Raw genomic sequence first — 16,581 nt, 5'->3', positions numbered from 1 at the left:
GCGTGCCACATCGGTTCCGGGTGGTCACCGAGCGTTCGACCGGCGGGTGGCCGGCGGGCTGCGGATCGTCCCCGGGCGGCCGACGAGTTGTCAGCCAATGCCCGTTTTCGCACCTCTTGACGGACACGTTCCGCATACCACCGGACGCGGAACGAAACCGGCATACCTCACGGAGGAGACGAAACTCACACCCTGGTTCCGGCCAGTGTGCGCAGCAGCGCGAGGTCGACCTGCTCCAGCGAGGGCAGCACCAGGCGGCCGGGGGCGGGGTCGATCGCGGCGATCGAGGGGACCGCGACGACCGGGCAGCCGGCCGCCTCGGCGGCGGCCACGCCGGTGGGGGTGTCCTCGACGACCACGCAGCGGGCGGGCTCGGCGCCGAGCCGGGCGGCGGCGGCCAGGTACGGGTCGGGGTGCGGCTTGGTGCGCGGCACCTCGTCGCCGGCCACCGTGAAGGCGAAGTGCTCGGCGCCCAGGCTGCGCAGCACGATGTCGATGATGTGGCGGTGCGAGGCCGACACCAGGGCGGCCGGGACGCCGTGCGCGGCGAGCGTGTTGAGCAGGCGCTCGGCGCCGGGCATCAGCGGGACGCCGCCGGCCAGCAGGTCGACGAAGCGCTGGTTGATCAGCACGGTCAGCTCGGCGGGGCTCAGCGTGACGCCGGTGCGGGCGATCAGGTAGTCGATGACCCGGGTCATCGGTCCGCCGACCACGTGGGTGCGGTCCTCGGCGGTCAGTTCGTGACCGAGTTCGGCGAACAGGTCGACCTCGGCCTGCCACCAGAAGTCCTCGGTGTCGACCAGGGTGCCGTCCATGTCGAGCAGGACGGCCTGCAGGCCGCTGCTCTCGCCGTCTCCGCCGACTCGGATCGGGGTCGAGACCGTCGTCATGCGCGCCGTCCTTCCGGGATGGGTGGTCCGGAACGGGAGCTTCCGGGGATGGCACAGGCCGGCCCGCTGGTGAGCGGACCGGCCCGTTCAGGATCATCAAGGATACGCCCGCCCACCTCGATTGCACCGGACGACGGCGCGGCGAACGGATGATCTCCGGTTGAAGACCTAGCGCGCGTTGAAGTACTTGGCCTCGGGGTGGTGCAGCACGATCGCGTCGGTCGACTGCTCCGGGTGCAGCTGGTACTCCTCGGAGAGGATCACGCCGACCCGCTCGGGCTTCAGCAGCTCGGCGATCTTGGCGCGGTCCTCCAGGTTGGGGCAGGCGCCGTAGCCGAGCGAGAACCGGGCGCCGCGGTACTTGAGCGCGAACATGTCCCGGACGTCCTGCGGGTCCTCGTCGCCGAAGCCCAGCTCGTAGCGGACCCGGGCGTGCCAGAACTCCGCCAGGGCCTCGGCCAGCTGCACGGACAGGCCGTGCAGTTCGAGGTAGTCGCGGTAGGAGTTGCCGGCGAACAGCTCGTTGGCGGCCTCGGAGATCCGGTTGCCCATGGTGACCACCTGCAGGCCGACCACGTCGCGCTCGCCGGACTCCTCCGGGCGGAAGAAGTCGGCCAGGCACAGCCGGCGGCCGCGGCGCTGGCGGGGGAAGGTGAACCGGGTCAGCTCGGAGCCGTCCTCGCGGTACAGGATCAGGTCGTCGCCCTTGGAGTTGGCCGGGTAGTAGCCGTACACCACGGCGGGCTCCAGCCAGCCCTCGGTCTGCAGCCGGTCCAGCCAGCCGCGCAGCCGCGGCAGGCCCTCGGTCTCCACCAGCTCCTCGTAGGAGGGGCCGCCGGTGCGGGCCGCCTTCAGGCCCCACTGGCCCTTGAACAGGGCGTCCTCGTCCAGCCAGGACGCGTAGTCCTGGAACGGGATGCCCTTGATGATCCGGTCGCCCCAGAACGGCGGGGCGGGCACCGGGTTGTCGACGGCCACGTCGGAGCGGATCTGCCCGAGGTTGACCTCCTCCGGCTCCTCCACCTCGACCCGGGCGTGCCGGCGCTGGCGCAGCTCCGGCAGGGCCGCGCCGGGGACGCCGCGCTTGACGCCGATCAGCGCGTCCATCAGCCGCAGGCCCTCGAAGGCGTCGCGGGCGTAGCGGACCTCGCCCTCGTACACCTCGTGCAGGTCCTGCTCGACGTAGGCGCGGGTGAGGGCGGCGCCGCCGAGGATCACCGGGAAGTCGGCGGCCAGGCCGCGCTGGTTCAGCTCCTCCAGGTTCTCCTTCATGATCACGGTGGACTTCACCAGCAGGCCGGACATGCCGATCACGTCGGCCTTGTGCTCCTGCGCGGCCTCGACGATCGCCGAAACGGGCTGCTTGATGCCCAGGTTGACGACGTTGTAGCCGTTGTTGGACAGGATGATGTCGACCAGGTTCTTGCCGATGTCGTGGACGTCGCCCTTGACGGTGGCGAGCACGATGGTGCCCTTGCCCTCGCTGTCGGACTTCTCCATGTGCGGCTCCAGGTGGGCCACCGCGGCCTTCATCACCTCGGCGGACTGCAGCACGAACGGCAGCTGCATCTCCCCGGAGCCGAACAGCTCGCCGACCACCTTCATGCCGGACAGCAGGGTGTCGTTGATGATCTCCAGCGCCGGACGCTCCGTCAGGGCGGCGTCCAGGTCGGCCTCCAGGCCGTTGCGCTCGCCGTCGATGATCCGGCGCTGCAGGCGCTCCTCCAGCGGGAGCGCGGCCAGCTCCTCGGCCTTGGAGGCGGCGCTGGAGGCCGCCGAGACGCCCTCGAACAGCTGGAGCAGCTTCTGCAGCGGGTCGTAGCCCTCGGAGCGGCGGTCGTAGACCAGGTCCAGGGCGGCCTGCCGGCGCTCCTCGGGGATCCGGTTGATCGGCAGGATCTTCGCGGCGTGCACGATCGCCGAGTCCAGGCCGGCCTCCACGCACTCGTGCAGGAAGACCGAGTTGACGACCTGTCGGGCGGCCGGGTTCAGGCCGAAGGAGATGTTGGACAGGCCGAGGGTGGTCTGCACCGCGGGGCGGCGGCGCTTGAGCTCGCGGATCGCCTCGATGGTCTCGATGCCGTCGCGGCGGGACTCCTCCTGGCCGGTGGCCAGGGTGAAGGTCAGGCAGTCGACCAGGATCGAGGACTCGTCGATGCCGTACTCGGTGGTCAGCTGGTCGATCAGCCGTTCGGCGATGGCGACCTTGGTCTCGGCGGTGCGGGCCTGGCCCTCCTCGTCGATGGTCAGCGCGATCAGGCCGGCGCCGTGCTCGCGGGCCAGTGAGGCGATCCGGCCGAACCGGGTCTCGGGGCCGTCGCCGTCCTCGTAGTTGACGGAGTTCAGCACCGCGCGGCCGCCGAGCATCTCCAGGCCGGCCCGCAGCACCGGCGGCTCGGTGGAGTCCAGCACGATCGGCAGCGTGGAGGCGGTGGCCAGCCGGGCGGCGATCTCGCGCATGTCGGCGACGCCGTCGCGGCCCACGTAGTCCACGCACAGGTCCAGCAGGTGGGCGCCCTCGCGGATCTGCTCGCGGGCGATCTCCACGCAGGTCTGCCAGTCCGCGGCGAGCATCGCCTCGCGGAACTTCTTCGACCCGTTGGCGTTGGTGCGCTCGCCGATCGCCAGGTAGGAGGTGTCCTGGCGGAACGGCACCGACTGGTACAGCGAGGCCGCCGCCGGCTCCGGCTTCGGGTCGCGCACGGTGATCGGCAGGCCCTGCACCCGCTCCACCACGTGCCGCAGGTGCTCGGGGGTGGTGCCGCAGCAGCCGCCGACCAGGGCCAGGCCGTAGTCGCGGACGAACCCCTCGTGGGCGTCGGCGAGTTCGACCGGGCTGAGCGGGTAGTGCGCGCCGTCCTTGGTGAGCACCGGCAGGCCCGCGTTCGGCATGCAGGACAGCCCGATCCGGGCGTTCTTCGCCAGGTAGCGCAGGTGCTCGCTGTACTGCTCGGGGCCGGTGGCGCAGTTCAGTCCGATGAAGTCGATGCCGAGCGGCTCCAGCGCGGTGAGCGCCGCGCCGATCTCCGAGCCGAGCAGCATGGTGCCGGTGGTCTCCACCGTCACCTGCGCCAGGATCGGCAGGTTCAGACCGGCCTCGGCGAGGGCGGCCTTGCAGCCCAGGATCGAGGCCTTGGTCTGCAGCAGGTCCTGGCTGGTCTCGATCAGCAGCGCGTCCGCGCCGCCCGCGATCAGGCCGGCCGCGTTCTGCCGGAAGCCCTCGCGGACCACCTCGAAGGTGGTGTGACCGAGCGTCGGGAGCTTGGTGCCGGGGCCCATCGAGCCGAGCACCCAGCGGGTGCGGCCGTCCTTGGCGGTGAACTCGTCGGCGACCTCGCGGGCCAGCCGGGCGCCGGCCTCGGAGAGCTCCTCGATCCGCTCGGAGATCTCGTACTCGCCGAGCGCCCAGTGGTTGGCGCCGAAGGTGTTGGTCTCCACGCAGTCAACGCCGACCGCGAAGTACGCCTCGTGCACCGAGCGCACGATGTCGGGCCGGGTCACGTTCAGGACCTCGTTGCAGCCCTCCAGCTGCTGGAAGTCCTCCAGCGTCGGCTCCTGGGCCTGGAGCATCGTGCCCATCGCACCGTCGGCCACCACGACCCGGGTGGCGAGGGCCTCGCGCAGGGCGTCGGCGCGGTCCTGGTGGACGGAGGTGGGTACGGCGGTGGCCATGAGGCTGCTCCCTGAGTGCGACGGCTGTCGGCTATGCGGCCCCACCGGTACCGGGGACGCACCCCGCCAGGGTATCCGCCTGCGGACGGTGCGACGGAACCCGTTTCGCATCGTGGGCGTCCTTGTCCACCGGAAGGGAGCACGATCATGCCCGCTTCGGGGGAAGAACGCCGGTGGCGCCACGCGCTGCGGGCCCTGCGCACGTCCGAATGGCGGACACTGGCGGCTCGGGCGGGTCGCCGCCGGCGCGCCCGCGAGCGGTGGAGCCGGCGCCGCCGGGTGCTCACCGCGCTCGGCGTGCTGCTCGCCCTGCTGGTGCTGCCGGTGCTCGGCGCCGGCACCGCGCTGCGCTGGGAGTACGCCGGCGACCCGGCCGCCGACGCCCGCACCCGCGGCAAGGACGCGATCTGGCTCGGCCACGCCTGGGTGGACGGCCGCCGCAGCCAGGAGGAGCTGGCCTCGCTCGCCGACAAGGTGCGCGGCACCGGCATCCACGACCTGTACGTGCACACCGGCCCGCTGGAGCACGACGGCTCGCTCGACCCGGCGCTCGCCCCGAAGGCCGCCGACTTCGTGGCCCGGGCGCACGCCGCGATGCCGGGCGTGCGGGTGCAGTCCTGGCTGGGAGACGTGGTCGCCCCCGAGAAGGACGGCCTGCACCTGGACCGCGCCGACGTCCGGGACCGGATGACCGCCTCCGCGAAGCAGGTCCTCGACCTGGGCTTCGACGGCGTCCACCTCGACCTGGAGCCGGTCCACTCCGGCTCCCCCGGCTTCCTCCGACTGCTGGAGCAGGTGCGGGTGCTGACGAAGGAGCGGGCGGTGCCGCTGTCCATCGCCGCCCCGCAGATCGACCCCGTGCCGGGCCTCGGCCGGGTCACCTTCGCGCTCAGCGGCCACGGCAAGTACTGGTCCGCCGGCTATTTCGCCGCCGCGGCCCGCCGGGTCGACCAGGTCGCCGTGATGTCGTACGACACCTCGATGCCGGTCGAGTCGCTGTACGGCGGCTACGTCGCCCGGCAGACCGACCTGGCGCTGGCCAACACCCCGCCGGACGTCGACCTGCTGATGGGCCTGCCCGCGTACTGGGCCGACACCCCGACCCACCGGGGCGACGCCGAGACCGTCCGCGCCGCCGTCCGCGGCGCCCGCCTGGCGCTCGGCCCCGGCGCCCGGCAGAACTTCGGCCTCGCCCTCTACGTCGACTTCGCCGCCACCCCGGACCACTGGGCGGCCTACCGCGACGGCTGGTGCGTGTAGCCGCGGGAACGCCGCGGGCGCACCCGGGAACCCTCGCCTCCCGGGTGCGCCTGCGGCGTTTCCGCTAGCGCAGCCAGACGGCGGTGTCCGGCGGAAGTCGGCCGTCCGTCAGGTCGGCGCTGGCCAGGACGACTTCGCCGTCGAGCGGGAGCGGCGAGGCGGAGAGGTTGACCAGGCAGCGGATGTCGCCGCGGCGGAAGGAGAGGACTCCGGTGGGAGCGCTCCCGTCCCAGTGGAACTCGCCGTGCAGGAGTTCGGCGCGCAGCCGGATGCCCTCCCGGTAGAGGGACAGCATGGAGCCGGGGTCGCTGCTCTGCGCCTCGACGGTGAGCGGGGCCCAGTCGAGGGGCTGCGGGAGCCAGGGGTCCTTGCCGACCCGGGTGAAGCCGTAGGGCGGCTCGTTGCCGCTCCAGGGCAGCGGGACGCGGCAGCCGTCCCGGCCGGGGTCGGTGCCGCCGGAGCGGAAGTGCATCGGGTCCTGCAGGGTGTCCAGCGGCAGGTCCTCGACCTCGGGCAGGCCCAGCTCCTCGCCCTGGTACAGGTAGAGGGAGCCGGGCAGGGCCATGGTGAGCAGCGCGGCGGCCCGGGCGCGGCGGCGGCCGAGCTCCAGGTCGGTGGGCGTGCCGAAGGCCTTGGTGGCGAACTGGAAGCGGGTGTCCTCGCGCCCGTAGCGGGTGATGGTGCGGGTGACGTCGTGGTTGGCGAGCACCCAGGTCGCGGGGGCGCCGACGGGGGCGTGCGCGGCCAGGGTGGTGTCGATGGACTCGCGCAGCGCGGCGGCGTCCCAGGGGCGGGCCAGGAAGTCGAAGTTGAACGCGGTGTGCATCTCGTCCGGGCGCAGGTAGCGGGCGAAACGCTCGGCGTCGGGCACCCAGATCTCGCCGATCAGGACGCGCGGGGTGGGGTAGGAGTCGGCGACGGCCCGCCAGCTGCGGTAGATGTCGTGCAGGTCGTCGCGGTCGATGTAGGGGTGAGGGCGGCCGGGTTCGACGTCGGCGAGTTCGGGGTCCTTGGTGAGCAGGCCGGCCGAGTCGATCCGGACGCCGGCGGCGCCGCGGTCGAACCAGAACCTGAGGATGTCCAGGTGCTCCTGGCGGACCGCCGGGTGGGCCCAGTTCAGGTCGGGCTGGGCGGTGGCGAACAGGTGCAGGTACCACTGGCCGTCGGGCAGCCGGGTCCAGGGGCAGCCGCCGAACTCGGACTTCCAGTCGTTGGGCGGCAGTTCGCCGTCGGCGCCGCGGCCCGCGCGGAAGTGGAAGAGTTCGCGTTCGGGGCTGCCGATGCCGGCGGCGAGTGCGGCCTGGAACCAGGGGTGCTGGTCGGAGACGTGGTTGGGGACGATGTCGACGATCGTCCGCAGTCCCAGTCCGGCTGCGTCGTCGATGAGTTGCTCGGCCTCGGCGAGGGTGCCGAAGACCGGTTCGACGCCCCGGTAGTCGGCCACGTCGTAGCCGCCGTCGGCCATCGGGGACGGGTACCAGGGGTTGAACCAGATGGCGTCCACACCGAGTTCGGCGAGGTACGACAGCTTTGCGCGCACTCCGGCGAGGTCCCCGATGCCGTCGCCGTTGCCGTCGGCGAAACTGCGCGGGTACACCTGGTAGATCGCCGCGTTCCGCCACCACTGCTCTGACACGGTCAGGGTTTCCTTTCAGACGTCGGTACGGGACTCAGCCCTTGAGGCTGCCCGCGGTGAGGCCCGCCATGATGTTGCGCTGGAAGACCAGGAACAGGGCGATGGTCGGGATGGAGGCGAGGAACAGGCCGCCGATCAGCGTGTTCTGCGGCATGGAGGTGGCCGCGGTGTTGACGCCGACGTTGAGCGTCTCGTGCTCGGGGACGGTGATCAGCGGCCACAGGAAGTCCTTCCAGACCGCGACCAGGCCGAAGATCGAGACCACGCCGAGGATCGGCCGCGACAGCGGCAGGATCACCGACCACAGCACCCGCAGCGGGCCCGCGCCGTCGATGGACGCCGCGTCGAGCAGCTCGTTGGGGATGGAGTCGAAGAAGCGCTTCAGCAGGAACACGTTGAACGCGTTGGCCACCGTGGGCAGCCAGATCACCCAGGGGGTGTTCATCAGGTTCCAGTGCACCAGCGGCAGGTCCAGCACCGTCAGGTACTGCGGGATCACCAGGGCGGCGGCCGGGATCATCATGGAGGCCAGCATCATGCCGAGGATCACGTTGCCGAAGATCGGGCGCAGCTTGGACAGCGAGTACGCGGCGGCGACGCAGAAGGTCAGCTGGAGCAGCAGGGCGCCGCCGGCGTAGACCACGGTGTTGAGCAGCAGCTGCCCCATCCCGAGCCGGTTCCAGGCCTCGGTGAAGGCGTGGGTGCTGGGGTGCTCGGGGACCAGGGTCGGGGGTGTGCGGATCAGTTCCTGGGAGGACTTGAAGCCACCGGTGGCCATCCAGTAGAGCGGGCCGATGAACACGATGGTGGCGATCACCAGGGTGAGGACCAGCACGATCCGGTAGGCGCGCCGGCCGCCGGGCTGGTTGAGTCGCACCGGGGAGATCAGCGTGCGGGTTCCGGTGCTCGGGACGGGCTTGATCATCGTCACTCCTCCCCGCCCCGGCGCTCCAGCCACAGGTAGAGGGCCGAGAAGGCGCCGAGTACCAGCAGCAGGACGACGCCCAGTGCGGCCGCGGTGTTGAACTTGTCGAAGTTGAAGGCGTAGTTGTACAGCAGGTAGACCACGGTGGTGGTCGATCCCTGCGGTCCGCCGCCGGTGAGCACGAAGGACTCGGTGAACATCTGCATGGTGGCGACCACCTGCAGCATCAGCATCAGCGAGAGGATCAGCCGGGTCTGCGGGACGGTGACGTGCCAGATCCGGCGCAGCAGGCCGGCGCCGTCGAGTTCGGCGGCCTCGTAGAGCTCGCCGGGGATGCTCTGCAGGGCGGCGAGGTAGACCAGGGTGGCGCTGCCCATGTTGGCCCAGGTCGAGACGATCACCAGGGAGAGCATCGCGGTGTCCTGCGAGGCCAGCCAGTCCGAGGTGGGCAGGTGCAGGAAGCCGAGGATCTGGTTGAACAGGCCGTACCCGGGGTCCATGAAGTACTTGAACAGCAGGATGCCCGCGACCGGGGGCAGCATCACGGGCAGGTAGACCAGGATCCGCAGGTAGCTCTGGGCGTGCCGGAACTCGTTGATCACGATGGCGGTGAAGAACGGCGCCACGAAGCCGAAGAACAGGGCGATGCCGGTGAACTCGAAGGTGTGCTGCCAGGCTGGCCAGAACTCCGGGTCGGCGAAGATCTGCCGGAAGTTGTCGAACCCGACCCAGTGGGTCTCGCCGTAGCGGACCTTCTGGAACGACATGACGATCTCACGGACCATCGGGTACCAGGTGAACAGCGCGAAGCAGAACAGCGCGCCGATCAGGAAGGCGTGGGCTCGCAGGTTGCGGGTGACCGCCCGGCGCAGGTGCCCGCCCGGCGGCCGGGTGCGGGCCGCTTCGGCTCTGGGCCGCCCGCGGGTCAGTGTGGTGGTCATGGGTGGTGACTCCTCGTCAGGGGGCCGGCCGCCGGCCGGACCGCCGTCAGGTGCGGTCCGGCCGGCGGCGCGGGTCACTGGTTGGCCAGGATCTGGTTGGCCTGGGACTCGGCGGTGGCGAGGACGCTGTCGAGGTTGGCGTTCGCGTCGGTCATAGCCGCCGACATCGCGGTGTCGAGGATCTTGTAGAGCTGCTGCGCGGCCGGCGGCTCGGTGATCGACTTGGTGGGGTTCTTGATGTAGGGGTCGTAGTTGCTGAGCGGCAGGTTGCCGTTGGTCTTCAGCGACTCGGTGATCGCCTTGATCTGGGGCGACTCGGCGGCCCAGAAGTAGGGCTGCGGGATGGCGATCGCGACCGGGTCCTTGCTGCTGCCGGCCAGGGTCTTGGCGCGGGCGTAGTTGAACTGGCCGGAGTCCGGGGTCTGGTACTGGAAGTTGATCCAGGCGATCTCGGCCTTGATCTGGTTCGGGGTCTGGCCCTTCTTGATGTAGTACAGGTCGCCGCCGCCGAGGCTGTTGCCGGGGCCGGTGGCGCCGGGCATCGGGCCGAGGCCCCAGGCCTTCGGGTCGGCGCCGAGCACCTCGATGAGGTGCTTCACCACGTCGGGCGCGCCGAGGAACATGCCGACCTTGCCGGTGGCCAGCGGCGGGAAGGCGTCGGCCCACTGGGTGACGGGGGTGGCGCCGATGCTCTGGTCGGTGAAGCGCATGTCGTGCAGGCGCTTGAGGACCTGCTTGCCCTCGGGCGAGTTGAACGCGGCCTTCTTGCCGTCGGCGGTGACCATCTTGCCGCCGAGGCTGTAGAGCTCGGAGGTGAAGTGCCAGCCGCCGGTGTTGCCGCCGGAGTAGTCCTCGTAGCCGGTGATGCCGTTGCCCAGCGCGGAGATCTTCTTGGCCGCGGCCTGCAGCTCGTCCCAGGTGGTCGGCGGCTTGTCCGGGTCCAGGCCGGCCTGCTTGAACAGGTCGCGGTTGTAGACCAGGCCGGTGGTGTAGTAGTTGATCGGCAGCGCGTAGACCTTGCCGTCGACCGTCATGTTGTCCTTGACGGACGGCAGCATCGAGGAGAAGCCGGGCAGCGTCTCGTCGTTGACGTACTTGGTGATGTCCTGCGCGTCACCGGAGTTGAGCGTGGCGTCGCGGTCGGTGAAGTAGGCGTGGAAGGCGCCGGTCTCGTCGTGCGCCTTGTACTGCGCGGTCTGCTGGGCCGGCACCTCGCACTGGCCGACGTACGGCTTCGCGTTGATCGTGACGTTCGGGTACTTGGTCTTGAACAGCGCCAGGTCGTCGGCGTAGTTCGCCTTGCCAGCCGCCTGGTCCGCACCCGGGGCGCAGTCGATGGAGATGGTGACGGTCGCGTTCGGGTCGAGCGGCTTGCCGTCCGCCACGCCGGCGGCGGCGTCGCCGCTGCCGGAGGAGGAGTCGCTGCTGCACGCAGCGGTGGTCAGCAGCAGGCCCGCGGCGAGAGCGACGGCAGCCATCCTGCTCGATCTGTTCAGCTTCATGCGTACCCCATGGGTGGGAGAGGTTTCGGTGAGGCCGGGCGAAAGCCGACGTGTGAGGAACGTAGATCCTTGAACCCCTCTACGCAAGAGGTTGACGAGAAAGTGAAAAGTTACGACTGCGCATCGGAGAACCTGGTTCTTGCTCGATTCTGTTCTACTTTTGCGCATGAAGAGCAAGCTCTCGGTGGTTGCACAGAAGGTCGGAGTCAGTGAGGCCACGGTCAGCCGGGTCCTGAACGACAGACCCGGCGTGGGCGCCGCCACCCGCAACGCCGTGCTCACCGCACTGGACGTGCTGGGCTACGAGCGGCCCACCCGGCTGCGCGGCGAACGCGCCCGGCTCATCGGCCTGGTGCTGCCCGAGCTGCAGAACCCGATCTTCCCGGCGCTGGCCGAGGTGGTCGGCGGCGTGCTCGCCCAGCGCGGCTTCACCCCGCTGCTGTGCACCCGCACCGCGGGCCTCGGCGAGGCCGGGCACGTCAGCATGCTGCTCGACCAGCAGGTGTCCGGCGTGGTGTTCGCCGGCGGCCACTGCGCCCAGCAGGACGCCTCGCACGAGCACTTCGCGCGGCTGCGCGAGCGCGGGGTCCCCGTGGTGCTGCTGAACGCCTCCGTGGAGCACCTGGGCCTCCCCCAGGTCTCCACCGACGACGCGGTGGCGGTGGCCCAGGCCTACACCCACCTGGCGGCCCTGGGCCACGAGCGGATCGGCCTGCTGATCGGGCCCGCGGACCACGTCCCGTCCCGGCGCAAACTGGCCTCCTTCCGCCACCAGTACGCCCTGCAGGGCCGCGAGCCGCGCCCCGAGTGGGTGGCGCACGCCCTGTTCGGCCTGGAGGGCGGCCACGCCGCCGCACGGCACCTGCTGGAGGCCGGCGTGACCGGGGTCATCTGCGCCAGCGACCCGCTGGCGCTGGGCGTCGTCCGGGCCGCCCGGCGGGCCGGGCTGGAGGTGCCCCGCGACCTGTCGGTGATCGGCTTCGACGACTCGGTGTTCATCAACTGCACCCGGCCGCCGCTGACCACCGTCCGGCAGCCGATCGAGGCGATCGGCCGGGCCGCGGTGGAGCTGCTGGTGGGCCGGATCGACGGCGCGGCGCTCGCCCCCGGCGAGCTGCTGTTCGAGCCCGAGCTGGTCGTCCGCGGCTCCACCGGACCGGCCCCGCACCGGCGTTGAGGCCCGGGCACGGGGCCGGTCGGACGCAACGACCAATGCCGGACAGGGCGGGCGCTGTCAGGGGCGCCCGCCCTGTCCGGTGTCGCGGGGGTGTTACGGGTTGACGGTGATGTGCATCGTCGAGGTGGTGTTCTGGATGTCCTTGTAGTTGTTGCTCAGCGTGAGGTGGTTGAAGGTGACGTCACCGACCGCCGGGCCCTGGCCCGACTCCGGCATCTCGTTGGCCCACAGGCCGTAGCCGGACTTGCCGTCGAAGGCGTCGCCGCTCTTCTGCGCCCCGGTGATGGACACGTTGGTGAAGACGGTGTCCTTGATCGGGTTCTGCGGCTGTCCGCCCACGTAGTTGGTCTGGAACATGATGCCGCTGTAGGTGGGGTCGACGATGTCCACGTCGCTCACCCGGATGCCCTGGAACACCTTCGAGGCGGAGAACACCCAGATCGCCGGGAAGACCTGCGAGCCCCAGAAGTGGCCGCCGGCCCGCACGAGCGAGATGTTCTGCAGGTTGGTCGGGTCCGTCCCGAAGCCGTTCATCGGGTAGCCGAAGTCCAGCGAGGAGATGGTGATGCCCGAGTAGCAGAGGGTGTCCGCGATGTAGATGTTGCGGAAGGTGTTGGCGTAGCCGCCGTACACCGCCACGCCCGCCGCGCGCCAGGTCAGGATCGAGGTCAGGTTCTCGAAGACGTTGTTCTTCTCGTCCGCGCCGCCCGCGTCGATCGCGGAGAACAGGGCGAAGGAGTCGTCACCGGTGGCCCGGGCCTCATTGTTGGCGACCAGGTTGTCGGTGGAGCCGTTGGTCATGTTGATGCCGTCGGCGAAGGTGTCCCGGATCCGCGAGTTGGTGATCTTCATGGAGTCCGTGTTGGCGCCCCAGTACATGCAGACCATGTGCTCGGTCCAGATGTTGTCGATCGTGATGTTCGCGACGTTGGCGAAGTCGAACACCTTGCCGGGGCCGTCGATCCGCGAGGTGTAGTTGCCGAAGTAGGCGAACCCGCTGAACGTCGAGCCGTTGGCGGTGGACTCGGCCCGGAAGCCGACGTCGGTGTTGGACTGGCTGGTCGGGGCGTAGAACCGGGTGAACCACGGGCCGGCGCCGATCACCTTGACGGCTTTGCCGTACACCTGGAACTTGCTCGCGGTCTGGTAGTCGCCGGCGGGCAGGTAGACGCCCACCAGGGTGCCGGTGGTGTCCATCCGGACCTTGTCCAGGGCGTTCTGCACGTCCTGGTGCGAGAAGCCGGCCGGGACCACGTACTTGGCCGGGTCCGGGTTGGCGATCTGGGTGGCCTGCTCCAGGCTGACGAAGTCGATCGCGTACTGCGAGGTGTTCGCCGAGTCCTTCTGCAGCTTGATCCGGTGTCCGGCCGGGACGGTGGTGCCCAGCAGGACGTTCGCCTCGTCGTAGATGTGCCGCGGGCCGCCGGCGCTCGGGCCGTTGCCCGGGGCGGTCTCGGAGCCGTACAGCCAGGCGTACTTGGAGGTCAGGTCGATGGACTTCAGGAAGGTGCCGTCGACGTAGACGTTCAGCGTGGCGTTGGTGCCGTCACCGCCGGCCGCGTCCGGGATGGAGAACCGGGTGACCAGGGTGTTGGTCGAGGCCTTGGTGGTGAACTCCACCGAGGCGCCGGTGTTGTTCAGCGTCACGGCCTTGCGGCCGGAGGCCTCGCCCGCCAGGTCGCCGATGGTCCGGTTGGGTCCGACCACCTGGGCGCCGCCGGCCAGCACGCCGTCCTCGGCCTCGTAGTTGTCGAACGGCATGTTGGCGCCGCGGCCGACGTACAGGGACTGGCTGGTGGTGTTGTTCGCCTGCTTCACGGGCAGCTCGTTGGCGTCCGTGGCGATCACCGTCTTGACGGTGTAGCGGCCGTTCGCCGCCGTCCAGCTGCCCAGCGAGACCGGGCTGCTGGTGGCGCCGGGGGCGAGCGTGCCGGTGTACGCGCCGGTCAGGGTCTTCACCACGGAGCCACTGGTGGCGTCCGTGACGGTCACCGTGATGCCGTGGCTGCCCGACGAACTCGCCACCGTGCCCTGGTTCTTGACCGCGACGGTGAAGTTCACCGCGCTGCCCGCCGCCGGGTTGGACGGCGACCAGGCGACCGGCGAGGCGACCAGGTCCGAGGAGGCGACCTGGTTGACCGTCAGCGCGCCCGCGGCGGTGAAGGAGTTGTTGGTCTCGTCCTGCTCGATGACCTGGTTGCCCTCGTCCACCTTCGCGGTCAGCTGGTAGCTGCCCGCGTTCTGCGCCGGGATCTGCGCGGAGACGGTGGTGGAGGCGCCGGCCGCGAGCGCGCCGACGTTGGCCGAGCCGACCTTGGTGGCGCCCAGGTAGAAGTTCACCGTGCTGGCGCCGGAGGCGTTGGTGCCGGAGTTCTTGACCACCGCCGACAGGGTCGGGGTGTCGGTCTCCACCGGGGTGGCCGGGTTGCTGCTCACCGAGGTGACGGTCAGGTCCGGGTTGGGGGCCGGGACGCCGATCACCTGGAACTCGGCGGCCTGGCCGGCGCTCGAGCCCGAGTTGGCGGTGAACTTCAGCTGCACGTCGGCGACGGTCGCGGCCACCGGGATGGTGACGGTGTTCCCGCTCGCCGGGTCGAAGTTGTAGCTCTGCGCCGGCACCAGGGTGGTGAAGCCGCTCGCGCTCTGCTCGCGGCCCTGCACCTCGATGGTCTGGGTGCGCGCGCCCCACGACGAGGCCGGGTTCAGCTTGACCACCACCGAGGAGGTGGTGGCGTTCGCGCCCAGCTTCACCGCGAGGGTGTTCGGGTAGCTGCCGCCCGCGCCCTCCCAGTAGGTGGCGGTGTCGTTGTCGTTGGCGTTGGTCGCAACGAACGTGAACACCGAGGACGAGGCCGAGATCGGCTTGCCCGCCGCCAGGTTGGTGCCGGTGCCGCCGCCGGAGCCGGTCCGCACCACGGTGTTGGAGGCCGCGGACTGGTTGCCCGCCGCGTCCTTCGCCTTCACGTAGTACGAGACGGTCGCGGTGTCCGGCTGGCTGTCGGTGTACGTCAGCGTGGTGCCGGAGACGCTGCCGCGCAGCGCGCCGTTGGCGTACACGTCGTAGCCGGTGACGCCGGTGTTGTCGCTGGACGCGCCCCAGGTCAGCTTGACCTGCCCGGAGGCGGGCGAGCTGTACGCCAGGCCGCTCGGCGCGCTGGGCGCCTGGGTGTCGCCGGACTGGCCGGTGCGGGTGACGGTGTTGGAGGCCGCGGACTGGTTGCCCGCCGCGTCCTTCGCCTTCACGTAGTACGACACCGTCTCGCTGTCCGAGCGGCTGTCGGTGTAGGTCAGCGTGGTGCCCGACACCGAGGTGAGCAGCGAGCCGTTGGCGTAGACGTCGTAGCCGGTGACGCCGGTGTTGTCGGTGGCGGCGTTCCAGGTCAGCTTGATCTGGCCGGCGGCGGGCGCGGTGTAGGCCAGGCCGCCGGGCGCGGTGGGCGCCTGGGTGTCGCCGGAGGTCGGCCCGTAGGCCTCGAACTCGGCGAGCTGGCCGGCCGGCCATGCGGAGTTGGCCGTGAAGACCAGCCGCAGGTACCGGGTCGTGGTGGTGGCCAGGTTGACCGTCACCGTGTTGCCCGAGGCCGGGTTGAAGACGTAGCCCGCCGAGGCCACCAGGTCGGTGAAGTTGGTGCCGTCGGTGGAGCCCTGCACCTTCAGCGTCTCGGTGCGCTGCTCCCAGCCCGCGGGCAGCTTCAGCACCAGCTTGTTGACCGGGACGGCGGAGCCCAGGTCGCCCTGGATCCACTGCGGGAAGGCGTTGTTGGCGCTCTCCCAGTAGGTGCCCTGGTTGCCGTCGCCGACGTTGCCGGGGGTGTAGTTCTGCGAGGTGCCGCTGGCGGTGAAGGTGCGGCCGGCCAGCAGGTTCGCCGAGGCGGAGGTGGTGCCGTAGACCTCGAACTCGGAGATCTGGGCGGCCTGCCAGCCGGTGTTGGCGCTGATGCTGACCCGGACGTACCGGGCGGTGGTGGCCCCGAAGCCGATCGTCACCTTGTCGCCGCTGGACGGGTCGAAGGCGTAGTTCGCCGAGGAGGTGATGGTGGAGAAGTTGGTGCCGTCGGTGGAGCCGAGCACGCTGAGCGTCTCGGTCCGTGCGCCCCAGGCGCCGGGGACCTTCAGCACCACCTGGTCGATGGAGGCGGCCGAGCCCAGGTCGACCTGGACCCATTGCGCGGAGGCGATCCCGTTGGACTCCCAGTAGCTGTCCTGGTTGCCGTCGTTGACGTTGCCCGCGGTGTACGCGCCGTTGCTGCTGGAGGCGGTGACGGTCTTTCCGAGCGCCAGGTTCGGCCCGCCGGCGGCCACGGCCGTGGGGAGCAGCGGCCCGGCGAGCAGAAGCATTCCCAGCGTGGCCGACGACGCCGTCAGCCGCGCGGTTATGCGCTTCGATCTCATGACGTCCCTTCACAAGGTCGAGAAGATGACAATCTTCTGTCCATCTTTTGCGTGATGGCAGCCAAGAGTTACAGCGGCGCTACGAGCATGTCAACGGATCGGGCCGAGAGTGCGCATACGAAAAGCGGGCGGGCACCGAAGTGCCCGCCCGCTCGGCGGCCTGTCCTGACGCCCCCTCAGGGGCCC

At 70.4% G+C, this 16,581-nt stretch carries 9 protein-coding genes; 2 read left to right on the top strand and 7 right to left on the bottom strand.

Going from position 1 to position 16,581, the window contains the following annotated elements:
- Positions 1-185 precede the first annotated feature (185 nt).
- Both BX266_RS30835 and metH read right to left on the bottom strand, forming a co-directional pair.
- On the bottom strand, positions 186-890 hold the full coding sequence (locus tag BX266_RS30835) for an HAD family phosphatase (protein ID WP_099905178.1): 705 nt from the start codon (positions 888-890) through the stop codon (positions 186-188).
- Positions 891-1,058: 168 nt separating this feature from the next.
- Positions 1,059-4,562, bottom strand: a complete 3,504-nt coding sequence (metH, locus tag BX266_RS30830) for a methionine synthase (protein WP_099905176.1) — start codon at positions 4,560-4,562, stop codon at positions 1,059-1,061.
- Between the two features lie 147 nt (positions 4,563-4,709).
- Here metH and BX266_RS30825 point away from each other — a divergent pair, with 147 nt between their 5' ends.
- A complete protein-coding gene (locus BX266_RS30825; protein WP_180290682.1) occupies positions 4,710-5,822 on the top strand; it encodes a hypothetical protein in 1,113 nt (370 codons plus the stop codon).
- Between the two features lie 64 nt (positions 5,823-5,886).
- Here BX266_RS30825 and BX266_RS30820 read toward each other — a convergent pair whose 3' ends face one another.
- From BX266_RS30820 to BX266_RS30805, 4 genes are all read right to left on the bottom strand, one after another.
- Positions 5,887-7,458 carry a glycoside hydrolase family 13 protein gene (locus BX266_RS30820; protein WP_099905174.1) on the bottom strand — a complete coding sequence of 524 codons (1,572 nt, stop codon included), beginning with the start codon at positions 7,456-7,458 and terminating at the stop codon, positions 5,887-5,889.
- Between the two features lie 34 nt (positions 7,459-7,492).
- Positions 7,493-8,383 carry a carbohydrate ABC transporter permease gene (locus BX266_RS30815; RefSeq protein WP_180290681.1) on the bottom strand — a complete coding sequence of 297 codons (891 nt, stop codon included), beginning with the start codon at positions 8,381-8,383 and terminating at the stop codon, positions 7,493-7,495.
- Positions 8,384-8,385: 2 nt separating this feature from the next.
- On the bottom strand, positions 8,386-9,324 hold the full coding sequence (locus BX266_RS30810) for a carbohydrate ABC transporter permease (RefSeq protein ID WP_099905170.1): 939 nt from the start codon (positions 9,322-9,324) through the stop codon (positions 8,386-8,388).
- Between the two features lie 74 nt (positions 9,325-9,398).
- Positions 9,399-10,802 (bottom strand): extracellular solute-binding protein, encoded by a 1,404-nt coding sequence (locus tag BX266_RS30805; protein WP_259464937.1) that lies wholly within the window; start codon positions 10,800-10,802, stop codon positions 9,399-9,401.
- A 190-nt stretch (positions 10,803-10,992) separates the two neighbouring features.
- Here BX266_RS30805 and BX266_RS30800 point away from each other — a divergent pair, with 190 nt between their 5' ends.
- The gene (locus tag BX266_RS30800) at positions 10,993-12,003 is read left to right on the top strand and encodes a LacI family DNA-binding transcriptional regulator (protein ID WP_099905166.1); all 1,011 of its coding nucleotides are present in this window, start codon (positions 10,993-10,995) and stop codon (positions 12,001-12,003) included.
- 93 nt (positions 12,004-12,096) lie between these two features.
- Here the strand turns inward: BX266_RS30800 and BX266_RS30795 are convergent, their stop codons facing one another.
- Entirely contained in the window at positions 12,097-16,395 is a 4,299-nt protein-coding gene (locus BX266_RS30795; protein WP_099905164.1) for a discoidin domain-containing protein, read from the bottom strand.
- Between the last annotated feature and the right edge of the window lie 186 nt (positions 16,396-16,581).

Origin of the sequence: Streptomyces sp. TLI_171 (assembly GCF_003610255.1) — a bacterium.
Lineage (GTDB): Bacteria > Actinomycetota > Actinomycetes > Streptomycetales > Streptomycetaceae > Kitasatospora.
This window is presented reverse-complemented; position numbering and strand designations above follow the sequence as displayed.